Origin of the sequence: Oceanococcus atlanticus (genome assembly GCF_002088235.1) — a bacterium.
Taxonomy (GTDB): domain Bacteria; phylum Pseudomonadota; class Gammaproteobacteria; order Nevskiales; family Oceanococcaceae; genus Oceanococcus; species Oceanococcus atlanticus.
On sequence record NZ_AQQV01000002.1, the window covers coordinates 557,267 to 569,825 of the forward strand.

At 60.6% G+C, this 12,559-nt stretch carries 10 protein-coding genes; 4 read left to right on the forward strand and 6 right to left on the reverse strand.

The features are described 5' to 3' along the window. Positions 1-133 precede the first annotated feature (133 nt). From ATO7_RS09715 to ATO7_RS09725, 3 genes are all read left to right on the forward strand, one after another. Positions 134-1,633: a serine hydrolase domain-containing protein gene (locus ATO7_RS09715; protein ID WP_083561534.1), complete on the forward strand. Its 1,500-nt coding sequence runs from the start codon at positions 134-136 to the stop codon at positions 1,631-1,633. Positions 1,634-1,698: 65 nt separating this feature from the next. Beyond that, positions 1,699-2,571 carry a hypothetical protein gene (locus ATO7_RS09720; protein ID WP_083561536.1) on the forward strand — a complete coding sequence of 291 codons (873 nt, stop codon included), beginning with the start codon at positions 1,699-1,701 and terminating at the stop codon, positions 2,569-2,571. After that, the gene (locus ATO7_RS09725; RefSeq protein WP_083561538.1) at positions 2,568-3,251 is read left to right on the forward strand and encodes a hypothetical protein; all 684 of its coding nucleotides are present in this window, start codon (positions 2,568-2,570) and stop codon (positions 3,249-3,251) included. Before ATO7_RS09720 ends, ATO7_RS09725 begins: the two co-directional genes overlap by 4 nt. Here ATO7_RS09725 and ATO7_RS09730 read toward each other — a convergent pair. From ATO7_RS09730 to ATO7_RS09740, 3 genes are read right to left on the reverse strand one after another with little or no spacing between them, the layout of a single operon-like run. Next, positions 3,248-4,606, reverse strand: a complete 1,359-nt coding sequence (locus ATO7_RS09730) for an HmuY family protein (protein ID WP_083561539.1) — start codon at positions 4,604-4,606, stop codon at positions 3,248-3,250. The two genes, ATO7_RS09725 and ATO7_RS09730, sit on opposite strands and share 4 nt — an antisense overlap. Continuing rightward, positions 4,606-6,588 (reverse strand): TonB-dependent receptor plug domain-containing protein, encoded by a 1,983-nt coding sequence (locus tag ATO7_RS09735; protein ID WP_158523143.1) that lies wholly within the window; start codon positions 6,586-6,588, stop codon positions 4,606-4,608. The genes ATO7_RS09730 and ATO7_RS09735 overlap by 1 nt, the downstream gene beginning before the upstream one ends. A gap of 13 nt (positions 6,589-6,601) precedes the next feature. Further along, the gene (locus ATO7_RS09740) at positions 6,602-7,330 is read right to left on the reverse strand and encodes a HugZ family pyridoxamine 5'-phosphate oxidase (RefSeq protein ID WP_206044872.1); all 729 of its coding nucleotides are present in this window, start codon (positions 7,328-7,330) and stop codon (positions 6,602-6,604) included. Between the two features lie 239 nt (positions 7,331-7,569). Between ATO7_RS09740 and ATO7_RS09745 the strand changes: the two genes are divergently transcribed. Beyond that, entirely contained in the window at positions 7,570-8,517 is a 948-nt protein-coding gene (locus tag ATO7_RS09745) for an NAD-dependent epimerase/dehydratase family protein (protein ID WP_083561543.1), read from the forward strand. On the opposite strand, the gene ATO7_RS09750 is transcribed toward ATO7_RS09745, so the two are convergent. The 3 genes from ATO7_RS09750 to ATO7_RS09760 all read right to left on the reverse strand — a co-directional run bounded on the left by ATO7_RS09750 (position 8,494) and on the right by ATO7_RS09760 (position 12,558). Beyond that, positions 8,494-9,900, reverse strand: a complete 1,407-nt coding sequence (locus ATO7_RS09750) for a M20/M25/M40 family metallo-hydrolase (protein WP_206044873.1) — start codon at positions 9,898-9,900, stop codon at positions 8,494-8,496. The genes ATO7_RS09745 and ATO7_RS09750 overlap by 24 nt on opposite strands. Positions 9,901-9,985: 85 nt before the next feature. Next, positions 9,986-11,365: an FAD-binding oxidoreductase gene (locus tag ATO7_RS09755; RefSeq protein WP_083561545.1), complete on the reverse strand. Its 1,380-nt coding sequence runs from the start codon at positions 11,363-11,365 to the stop codon at positions 9,986-9,988. Then, a complete protein-coding gene (locus tag ATO7_RS09760) occupies positions 11,362-12,558 on the reverse strand; it encodes a hydrolase (RefSeq protein ID WP_083561818.1) in 1,197 nt (398 codons plus the stop codon). The genes ATO7_RS09755 and ATO7_RS09760 overlap by 4 nt, the downstream gene beginning before the upstream one ends. Position 12,559: the final 1 nt, after the last annotated feature.

Below are 12,559 nucleotides of genomic sequence, written 5' to 3' on the forward strand. Positions count from 1 at the left end.
ACACGCACCACGGCTTGAAACCAAACGTCTGCCCGGATCGTGTAGTCAACAAATTTGCGACGTTCAGCGTCGCTTTTGTGTGACACCATCAAACGCATAACAGCGTAAACAAACACATCCGAGGAGACCTTTGATGAAACCAGCCCATTGGCGTGGTCTTGCCAGCCTGTGCGCCACAACTTTGCTACTCGCCGCCTGCCAGGGCGGGGTTGTCGATAACCAAAGCAGCGCGCGTGACGCCGACGATCCGCCCTCGGATCCACCCAACGAAGGGGTGATCCTGGTCGAGGAACTGGCCCATATGGTCGAGCGCGCCGGGCTCTATTCGCTGCCCAGCGACCCGGCCAAGATCATCGAATCCCTCACCACCCTGCCCGATGGCCTGGGTGATGTGGTGGCCATGCATCTGGGCCGCCTGTACCCCACCCCGCATGAATTCACCCCTGGCATGGGGCCTTTGATGGACCTGCTGCAAGCCCGCGCCAACCTGCTGCTGGACGGTGGCCAGCCGCTGCGCCTGCTGCAGGACAGCATGGATGGCGAGGTTTCGATCCTGCTACTGCCGGTGGATGCCACCACGGTGATCGTGATCCTCCCGACCCAGGTGGTCAAAGCCAACCCGGCCTCGCCCGACCTGCCCGCCGCGCCGGTGGATCTGAGCCAGCTGACCTACGAGATCAATGGCCGCACCCGCAGCGTGGCCGAGTACATGAAAAGCGGCTCGACCAACGCCATCGCCTTCATGCACAACGGCCAGTTCATCTACGAGGACTACCAGAACGGCTTCAATGACAACACCCGCGCCCACATGTGGTCGGTGACCAAATCGGTCACCACCGCGCTGGTCGGCATTGCCGTGGCCGAAGGCCTGGTCGACTCCATCTATGACCCCATCACCAAATACATTCCGGACGCCAGCGGCACGGTGTGGGAAGGGGTCAGCGTGGAAGATCTGCTGCAGATGGAATCCGGCACTTACTGGGTCGACGTGCCGGTGCACCAGCCCGAACAGCTGGTCCTGATGGGCGCAGATTTTCACTCCAATGGCCTGTATGGCATGACCCGTGATGAATACCTGCTGCGCCTGACCCGGGTCTCGCCAACCGGCGACCACTACCGTTACAACAGCGGTGACGCACAGATGCTGGCGTGGTTGCTGGAGAACGTCTACGCGCGGCCCTACGCCGAAATTCTTGCGGAGAAAATCTGGCAACCGGCCGGCATGCAGGACGATGCCCTGGTCATGATCGACCGTCTGGGCAACACCTTCGCCTCGATGGGCCTGATGGCCACACCGCGCGACATGCTGCGGTTTGGCGAAATCTTCCGCAACGGCGGACGCAGCATCGACGGCAAGCAGATCGTGCCCGAAGCCTGGGTCGCGGCCTCGCACAACTACGACAAGGACAACGGCGGCGGTCCGCGCGGCTACATGTGGCCGCACTGGGGTGGTGTCGAATCCGGCAACTACACTGCCGCGGGTTACGGCCATCAGCGGGTCAGCGTGGCGCCCTCACTGAACATGGTTGGCGTGCGCTTCGGCAATGATCCGGTCGACACCATTGCACCGGCCGAGTGGGAAGCGGTGCTCACCGCCGTGGGGCAGTATCTGCAGAGCGGTACGACCCGGTAGGCCTTGGCGCAACCCGCTGCGGCAAGCCGGTCAAGCGATCGGCTCGCCGCAGCACGCAAGTCATCATGTTCCGCACTGATCCTCAAACATCGACCTCTTCTGCTCGCAGCCGCTGGCTCAGACGCGGCACCATCGCGCTGCTGCTGATCGTGCTCACGGGCACCAGTGTTTTTGAAAAAAGTGTCACTCTGCTGCTCTGGTTGCTGTTTATTTTCAGCCTGGTGTTCGCACCGATCGCGGTGTGGCGTAAACGGTTGGGCTGGCTTGAATGCGGCGCTGCCACCGGTATCACTGCGGCGTTGTTTGCAGTCCTGATCAGCCGTGTTTATCTGGCACCCATGCAGTGCGAAACCCCGACTCAGCACCCCTATGCGATCACTCTTGTCCGCAGCGGAGAACCAGCCAAGAACGCTGCGGCCTCAGTCGACAACGATGGCCAGAGCATCTCATTGAGTTTGTCGCTGGGCGCTGATCCGGCGCGTCGGTTCGTCGCACTTGACCGCATTGACCCAAGCACAATCCAGGCGCGCGCAGGTGTCACGGCCGAGTTGCTGGAGAGCCACACAAGCTTCTATGTACCCACTGATCTGTGGATCGCTGCCGCGGAGCCAGCCAGCATAGAGGCCGATCAAATCACGGTATGGCGCATGCCCGTGTTCTACCGCGCGGATGACGATTTTCACCCTGCTGGTGACGTAACCGGCGTGGTCACACTGCCGGCACACAGTGCTGTACAAGCCAAGCCGTTTCATCTTTTGCGCAGCCTGCCGGGGAATGCCGGCAGCACGCGCAAACGCGAATTGGGCCGTTATTCATACGATGCCTGGCTTGAATCGGTGTTCAGGACCGCACGCCCACCCTCGCATCTGGAAAAATATCGCGCGATCAAAGATCGTTGTTGGCCAGACTGGATAATTGATCAGGACATCCCATCATGATCCGCCATCACTTCATCATCGCCGTCATCCTCAGCTTGAGCAGCATGTGGATGACAAACGCCACGGCCAGCGAGCCCGGCTTAAGCAGCCAGGATGTCAAACAATGGCTGCAGCACCGCATCGCCCTGGCGCATATGCAGAACGATATGCGACGCAATGCAGGTGCCTATCAGGATCTGCCGCGTGCCTATGCGGAAAAAGAGCGCGCCTATCTGCAGAATCACGGCTACAGCGTTGAACGTTTCCGATCCCACGAAACACGCATTTACAACGCCGCAGACGCCCTGCAACAGACCGCAGACTCAGCCGCTCAAGCCACCCCGCCGCCGCGCAGCCAGGCCGCATGCGAAAACGAAGTGGCCGAAGGCATTCGCGGCGCCACCGTAGCGCCAGATGAGCTGGAACAGGAACTCGCCCAGATGCGTGCACTGGGCCTGCCCGAGGCTCAAATTGAGCAGATCCGTCAGGCCCAGCTGCAACTGCGCGGCAGCGCCAACGACACGGCACGACAAACTTGTGCGCTGGAAGCTCAGGCGGCCAAACAATTGACCGACCACAATAAGGCTTTTATGCAGGCCAGCCGTCCGGACTGGGCTGGTGTGGAACCTTGGCTGGGCACCTTGGAGCAGTTCAGTCAGTGGTACGCCGGGAACACGCCAGACGCACCAACCGTCGATTAAAGCACGCGCATACGAAAGGCGATGTAGCCGGCAATCTCCTGCTCATCCAGCGTCAGGTAATACTGGAAGAATTCGACTTCGTAGTAAGTCTGGCCATCCGCAGCGCGCACCACGTAGGTCGCGCTGCGCGGACGAATAGTGTGGTCGAGAAAGCCTGAGCTGAAACCCGCGTAGTTGTACCAGCCGAAGTCACCAAGCAAGTCACCATCATCATCACCGGCGGAGCGCGGCGGCTGGCTGGTCATTGCCAGGCTGCGTCCATCTTGGTGATACACAACCGTGGTGGGAATGGGCAGCAAAACACCTTGCGGGATCTCGACACCGCCCTCTGCAGGCGGCTCGGTTCTCTCTCCGAAAGTGCCATTGAGTAGGTCGTGAGCGCCAGCTGCACCCGGACCGCTGGAACCCCCATTAAGCATGATATCGGTGCGCTTGAAGGCGATGTCCCAATCAAGGCTTAAGGCAGCCTCGTCGTCGTTGGCGTAGACACGCTGATCCAAACTGCCCAGATTGAGGTAGATCCAGCTGTCTTCAGCTGATGCGTTGACCTGCACGGTGTAAATCTCATCGTCCTGCTCAACCTCAACCGTGGGAATCACCACGTCGTCGCCACAGCCACTTGCGCCCAAAGCGATCTCATCGGTGCTCCAGCCGCTGGCATGATTGGCATACTTGAATTGCGGATAGCCCGCGCCGCCATGGGCGCTGCTGTAATAACCAAGAAATTCGACCTTGTAATACGTCCCGGCACTGCTGCGGACAGTGAAGATAGTTTCAGGCCGTGGCGACAGGCGGTGACTTTGATCGTCATACACAGGCCAGCCATCGACAACGGCTTCCGACAGCCCGTGATCTGGGTCCACCGGGTAGCTGTTCAGAACGTGCCCGTTGCCATCATTGTTGCCGCCCTCAGGATCAGGGTCTGGGCCGTCCTGGCGGAACTGGCCGCTGCCATCTGTAGAACCGTCATCGGCCGGTTGGGCGACGCTGTCAAAGCTGGCGCCGCTGCCTTGAGTGAACGCGACCGCCACGGTATCCGGGCCACCCTCACCACCATTCGAGCGCACCAGAAAGCGTCGAAACGCAAGGTCCCAGACTTTTGTGCTGTCGTTCTCGGACACCTCTTCGGCGTTGTCCATGTCGAAGTACACCCATGCGTCATCGTCGCTGGCATTGGCTTCAACAAGAAAAGCACTCTTGTCTTCTAGTGCGCTGATTGAGATCGCCGAACAGGCCTGCTGATCATCATCGCCGAGCGCGGCCGACGGGCTGATATCGCCCGCACAGGCGCTGAGCACCAGCGCGGCGGCACAAAGGGGCGCACCGCTGAACCAGGATTTATGCAGATCGGTCATCAGAACGTCCGTTTCAGTTCGAGGTAAGCCGTGCGCGGGGCAATCGGCAGGTAAGTGGAATCCCCTTCATCCAGCAGATTGTCGAGACCCACGGCAAGATCAGCCCATCGCCATTTAGTCCAGTCAAAGCGCAGATCAAACAGGGTGTAAGGGTCTGCCCGACCAGCAGCTGTCGGTGGCCCTGTGTTCACTTCTGCGGTGAATTCCCGGTCACCCACCCAAACGCCGCGCAGGCCAATGGCGTAGTGCGTCTGCATCCAGTAAACGGCCAGGTTGGCGCGATGCGCCGGTCGCCCGCTCAAGCGCTCACCGGTATCACGGTCGCGGCTGCGCAAGTAGCCATAGCCCAACTTCAACTGCAGCGGCGCGATGGGGTGCCATTGGGTGTGCAAATCAACACCGCTTAAACGGGCCGACGCCACATTGTTGTAGGTGAACACCACGCCAGCATCGGTATCCGAGGTGGTTTGCTCCACCTGAATCAGGTCATCCACATCCTGGTGATAGGCGCTGACATGCAGACTTGATGTCGTGCTGGCGTACCAGGTCGTGCTCAGGTTAAAGCCGCGGCTACGTTCCGGACGCAAGGCCGGGTTGCCCTCAACCCGATAACCCACGGCAGGGTTGTCAAAGCGCAGCAGCAACTGCTTGAAGTCCGGCGCCCGAAAGCCTTCGCCCCATCCGGCACGCAGCATCCAGTTGCTGGTGAGGTCATAGCGCACTGCGATTTTGGGGGTGGTCGCATGACCAAATTGCGAATCATCGTCAAAGCGCAGGCCAGGCACGATGGTCAAACCGAGCATGGGCAAGTTCCACTCGTCCTGCACAAACACGGCGACCCGGTCGCGCTCCGCCGTCTCATCAATGCGATCGGCTTGCAGGCGCTCGGTTTGCAAATCCAGCCCCAGGGCGATGCGGTGATCTTCAAGCTGATGATCAATCTGCGCGCTGCCAGCCACGATCTGATCGATGGTTTCTTCATCCGCAGTGGTCGCGTTTGAATTCACGCTTTGCTGCAGGTACTGATCGAAGTAACGGTGATAGTAGAGATCCGTTTTCAGTGTTGTGGCGTCACCCAGCTCAAACTCGGGTGACAAACCACCGCGGACCTCTTCAATGCGTTTGCGGGTTTCGAACAGGCCCGCTTGGGTCGCACCGTCCAGCCGCTCCGTATCCTCCAGAGAATAGGCGAAGTGCGCCCCCAGATTGGCCCGGCGGGACATTTGCCAATCACCACTGAGCGAGAAGAAACCAGCTTCGCTGTCGACACCGTCCTCGCTGGGTGTTGATCGATCGCGGTCAAACGCCTGCACCCGGCTGAGCCCGCCGCTGGCCTGCACGCCAGCATCGCGGCCTGCCCAGCCAGCATAGGCAAACATGTCGGCGTCACCCCGCTCGCTGCCACGCAAAGTGAATGTCAACGGCTCGGCGCCTTTGCGGGTGATGATGTTGACCACGCCGCCCAGAGCGTCTGATCCGTACAGCGCCGAGGTTGCACCTTTGACGATCTCCACCCGCTGGATTTCGGCCACCCGGATGCGGCTCAGGTCGATGGCGCCATTGACCCGCCCAATCAAGCGACGCCCGTTGATCAGGATGAGCACATGCTCGGACGACAGCCCCTGAATTTCGATCGTACTGCCACGCCCGGCAGCGCGGGTAACATGCACAGAGCCCTCGCGCTCGAGCAGCTCAGCCAGATCTCGCGCGCCGGTTCGGGCGATGTCCTGTGCGGTAATCACCTGAACTTCCACCGGGCTGTCCGACAGCCGATGCTCGGTGCGTGTCCCTGTCACGACAACCGGATCCAGCGCCACTGCGCTTGGCGCGTTGCGCGTTTCCGGCAATTCGATGATGGGCACTTCAGTGTCGGATGACGTCGCTGGCGTTTCCGTGCCCTGAGCCAGCGCATACCAGGGCGCCAGCAGACACAACAGCCCACTGCAGCACAAAACGGATGAACTCAAGACCGGCCGGGTCATCACAATAGTCCCCTTATGCCGCGCTGGGCTTGGCCCAATAGTCCGGTTTGCACATGGCAATGGTTTCCTGACGCAACCCATCCATGCTGTCGATGGGCTGTTTGAACGCCAGGCGCTCCACCTGGCGACCAATGCGCAGATAAAGCGCTTCTGCATCAACGCCGACCATCTGTGGCGTATGTCCAGCGCAGTCGATCCCGGCAAACCGGCAATAGCTTGCAATGGCATCGGCGTGGTCGTTATTCATGTGCGTGCAGGCCGCATCTTCACCCCGCCCGGCGAACGGATTGGCTTGCAGCAGCTCGTCTGGCTCCATCCAGTGGATGTTGCCGAAGCCACCGATGTAACGCAGGCGGACCGGCTGCAGCACCCAAAAATTGAAATCGTGGGTTTTGAGATAGCCCTGAGCTTCCGGGAAAAAACGCATATACCGGGCTGCTGCTGCCTCACTTTCCTCGGCATTCAGCGGCCGCGCGTCGGCCAAGACGGAGAGGCGCCCGTGCGCCTGCACCTCACCTTTGTCCTGTTGGATGATGGTCAGGCTGCAACGTGGATCCTGTTTCAGATTGGCCGTGTGCTGGGCAATCTCTGAAATCAGAATAACGGGCAGTCCTTGGTCGTTAAGCACATACGGTGTCAACGAACCCAGCGGATACCCCGGCAAGGCTACCGACATGGTGGCCAGCACTCCGTGGGTACGCTCACACAGCAGTGCGCGCGCTTCCTGGCATGACTTTTTCAACTCTTTTCCCCTGGTAAATCCGGATGGTCAAAGGCTTGACCGGCTTGCGCTCGCCGCAAGCGCGGACCACGCATATTTGTCGCAAGTATATTACGATCGCGAACAATTCTCACTATCGTTAGCGAATAGGGTCTCTGTTCGCCCCGCCTTGCCGCACATCCATCAAGATCCGCACTGGAAAAGCCGGGATAGCGTAGGCTCTGTTTTTTGGTTTAAAGACGGACTCGGGACGCCCACGCATGCAAACCATCCTCGGTGCCAGCGGGCAGATCGGCCGCGAGCTGGCCGTCGCACTCAAGCACCTCAATCGCGATCAACTGCGTCTGGTCAGCCGTAACCCACGCAAGGTTCACGCGGACGATCAATTGCACAGGGCTGATCTGCTCGATGCTCAACAAACCCTGGACGCTGTGGCCGGGTCTCACACCGTCTATCTGACCGCGGGCCTGCCCATGGACACGCAGCGGTGGGTGGCGCAATGGCCGCTGCTCATGCACAACGTGATTGAAGCCTGTGCGACACACAGAACACGGTTGGTGTTTTTCGACAACACTTACATGTACCCGCAAACCTCTACACCGCAAACCGAAGACACTGCATTTGAGCCGTATGGCGAAAAGGGCCGCGTACGCGCGAAGATCGCCATGCAACTGCTCGATGCGATGCATGCCGGCCGCATTGAGGCATTGATCTGCAGGGCGCCGGAGTTCTACGGCCCCGGCCTCACTCAAAGCATCACCAACAGCACCATTATTGATCCGCTAAAGGCCGGCAAAAGCGCCAAAGTGTTCCTGCGCGATGACACCCTGCGCAGCCTGATCTATACCCCGGATGCCAGTCGCGCGATGGCCCAGCTGGGCAATACCGACGATGCCTACGGGCAAACCTGGCACCTGCCCTGCCACGACACACGCCTGACTTACAGGCAGCTCATCGAACTGGCTGCCAGCATCTTCGACATGCCTGTGCGCTACCAGGTGGTCAAGCGCTGGCAGCTCAAACTGGCCGGTATTTTCAACCGACAGATTCGCGATGCCGCAGAATTACTGCCGCGTTACGAAGTCGACAACCTGTTCGTATCCGACAAGTTCAAACAGCGTTTTCCGGACTTCAGGATCACCAGCCTGCGCGAGGGCCTGAATGCCATTTATGCCGAGCACATTTCAGCCGGCAGCGAGACGCAGTAAGGTTTGGTAAAACTCGATCATGCGCAGGTATTCCTGGACGCCGATGTGCTCATCGATACCATGAATCTGTGTTGCGGTTTCCGGGGTGTAGGAAAACGGCGCAAAGTAGTAACCGTTCTCGCGCACCGGTGCATAGTGGCGATTATCCGTCGTTGCCAGCACAATGCCGGTCGCCACCAGGGCTTCCGGGAAGCTTGTACTGACCGCTTCACGCAAAACCTGCATGGCGTCCGAATCAACGTCAGACAATGGCGGTGCCTCGGAGAAAAAACCGGGCTCAACGCTCACTGAGATCTGCTCATCGGCGATGCTTGTGGTGATGTGTTCAAGCACATCATCAACCGTGTCGCCAGGCAACAGACGAAAGTTCAGCACCGCTTCAGCGTGATTGGGCAGCACGTTGTCCTTGACCCCGGCCTGCAACAGGGTTGGCGCCATGGTGGTCCGCAACAACGCCGCCGTCGTCGGCGATTTTTCCAACTGCCCCAGCAGAATCGACTCGAACAACCAGCGGTTGTTGATCAAGAAACGAGCCGGCCAGGGCATTTCAGGTGCCAACGCATCAAGCAAACCACCAACCGCCGGGATCAGACGACGCGGCATGGGGGAAGCCTCCAACGCGCTCAAGGCATTGGCCAGGCGAAAAATCGCCGTGTCCTGCGACGGCGTGGAACTATGCCCGCCCGTGCCAGAGGCACGCAGCCGGACAGACAGATAACCTTTTTCCCCGGCCATGATTGTGGCGACGGGCTTATCAACGCTGTCGATCACGTCGCGCGTAACCGCTCCACCTTCATCCAGCGTGAACCAGGCGTTTTCATTTCGGGCCTGAAGATACTCGACGATTTTGGCCGCGCCACCGCGACCATCGATCTCCTCGTCATGGCCATGGGCCAGCAGAATGGTCCGGCGCGGACTGAACCCGGCAGCCATCAGCGCATCGACAGCTTCAAGCTGCGCCAGCACGCTGGCCTTGTTATCCAGGGTGCCGCGGCCCCAGATGGCGTCTTCGACAATGGCGCCTGAAAACGCAGGGTGACGCCAGCTTTCTTGCGTTGCCGCTTCAACCGGCACGACATCCATGTGCGCAAGCAATATGAGTGGAGCCAGGTCGGCTTGTTGTCCTGGCCAACGGTAGAGCACCGAATAGCCGGCATCCGGCACGGCCTCGCGCAAGGCCCAAACGCGCGGAAAGCTATGGCGTAACAGATCATGAAAGGCAGCGAAGGCTGTGGCGCCCTGATCCGACAACGGTCGCTCAGCCACCGTCTGAATCTGAACGGCTGCCGCCAAACGCTCAGCAGCGCCCAACGATGCCGATGGCACCGCCAGCGGCATCCACCCACACAACAAGCTGACCACCGCCAGCACACGTATCAACATCAGCACCCAGCCTGTAGCGAAAATCGAATCAAGCGTAACGGAATTTTCCGGATGCTCACGCAGCAGCGCCACGGCCAGCCACAAATCAGCCGATGAGCTTGCCCGGATTCAAAACGCCACGGGGGTCGAACAGCGCTTTCATCCCACGCATCAACTCAATCTCGGCCGGGCTGCGGGTGTAGTGCAGATAGTCCCGTTTGAGCAGGCCAACGCCATGCTCGGCTGAAATGCTGCCGCCGTGGCGCACCAGCAGATCACCCAGTTCATCGGTGACGGCGCTGCAGCGGGACAGAAAATCATCCTTCGACCAGCGCTCGGGTTTGAGAATGTTCAGATGCAGATTGCCGTCGCCGATATGCCCGTACCAGACCACTTCACAGTCCGGGTAGCGCGCCGCCATCAGTGCATCGGCCTCGACCAGGAAAGCCGGCAATCGACTGACCGCGACCGAGATATCGTTTTTGTAGGGTGTCCACGCAGCCAGGGTTTCCGACAGGTATTCGCGCAGCTTCCACAGCTCCGCGGCCTGCCCCAGCGACTGACTGATCACACCATCACTGACCCAGCCCTGGTCCACGCAATACTCGAAAGCCGCGACCGCCTGCTCGGCTGCACCGTCGCACTCATCCACCTCAATCAGCGCATAGTAGGCAGCGGGCGTGCTCAAGGGGGGGGCCAGCTGATGTGCCGCACAGACCTTACGCAGGCCGTTGTCGGAAAAGCATTCGAAGGCGCTGAGTGAAAAGCGTTGCCGGAAGCTGGCCAGCACTTCGAGCACATCGGCAAAGCGCGGCACACCAAGCACCAGCACCAACGGATCTGCCGGTGCCGGAGCCAGCGCCAGGTTGGCTTCGCAAATCACCCCCAAGGTGCCTTCCGAACCCACGAACAGATGCCGGAAGTCATAGCCGGTGTTGTTCTTGAGCAAACCGCGGTTGAGTTCCAGACGCTCGCCCTTGCCGGTGACCACACTCAGGCCACGCACCCGGTCGCGGGTCATGCCGTAGCGTATGACCTTGATGCCACCGGCGTTGGTCGCGATGTTGCCGCCGATCTGGCTGGAACCGGCCGCGGCAAAATCCACCGGATAGTACAGGCCCTTGTCGCGCGCGTAATCCTGCAGCTGCGCCGTCACCACCCCGGCCTCGACCCGCACGCTGGCATCAACCGGGTCGAAATCGACAATCCGATTCATGCGCTCCAGCGACAACACCACCTCGCCGTTGCTGGCCACAGCGCCCCCTGACAAACCGGTCCGTCCGCCTGACGGCACCAGCGCAAATCCGTGCTCGTTGGCCAGCTGTACACAGCGCTGGACCTCGTCGATATGACGTGGCCGGACCACCGCAACCGCTTGCGCGGGCCAGATGGTGGTGCGATCACAGCCATAGCTTTGCAGTGCCCACGCCTCGGTGGTCACACAGTCCTGCGGCAGTGCCGCAGCAAGCAGTTCGGGAATCTTCATGCCTCGGCCAGGCGCTCCAGCAACAGCGCGCTGAGCTGGGCTCGCGGAACCAGACTGCGTACATCAAGGTATTCATCCACGCTGTGAATCTTGCCACCCTGCACGCCCAGCGTATCGATATTGGGCACGCCCAGCGCGGCCAGATTATTGCCATCGCAACAGCCACCGGTCGGCGCCCAGTTCAAGTCCAGATCGATCTGTTCGGCACAGGCGCGGGCCAGCTCAAACAGGTGCTCAAGCGGCGCGGTCATGAGCTTGGGCGGACGGGTGAAACCGCCATGCAGCTCCAGCGCAATGCCGTCACGCTGACGGATTGGCCTCAATGCAGCCTCGATCTGCTGCTCGCACCACGCGCAATCCTGCGGCTGCTGCATGCGCACATTGAAACGCGCCACAGCGGTGTCCGGCACCACATTGACCGCTCCACCGCCGTGGATGAAACCGGGATTGAAGGTGACACCGCATCGCTGACCGTTGAGCTGATCGATCGCACTGATCGCATCGGCCAAAGCCCGAATGGCATTGCGCCCGAGATGATGTTCGCGTCCGGCATGCGCGGCGCGGCCGCGCGCAACCACAGTGAAATTGCCTGAACCCTTGCGCGCCCCGGCCAGCGTGCCGTCCGCCATGCACGGCTCGTACAGCAAGCCGTACTGAGCCCGCTTTGCGGCGCGCTCGAACAAGGCCATTGAAGATTGCGAGCCGATCTCTTCGTCCGGGTTGAGCACCAGTTGCCAGCCCAGCCGCGCCCGTTGCGCGCTCATTTCGAACGCCTGCAAGGCGGTCAGCATGACCATCAAACCACCCTTGAGGTCGGCCACCCCCGGCCCGTTGAGGTGATGCTCGTCCAGCCAGCTCAGCGACTGAAAGGCGTGATCCTTGGCGAACACCGTATCCAGATGACCGGACAGCACCACCTGCACCGGCGCATCGGCACGCTTGCTGGCGATCAGCGCGCGGCCCAGCGGGCGCTGTGTGGCATCGCCGTGATCATCGATGGCGGCAAAAGGTGGCACCTCGACCAATTCCAGCGTGTCGGCCAGCGGCGCAATCCACTCGGCCAGTTGCTGGCCCACCCGGTTGACGCCCTCGACATGAAAACTGCCTGAATTGATCTCGGCCAGCCGCATGGTTCGGGCAAGCATCTCGTCATGCCGACCGGCGATCCAGTTGAGCATGGGCGTTGCGTTCATC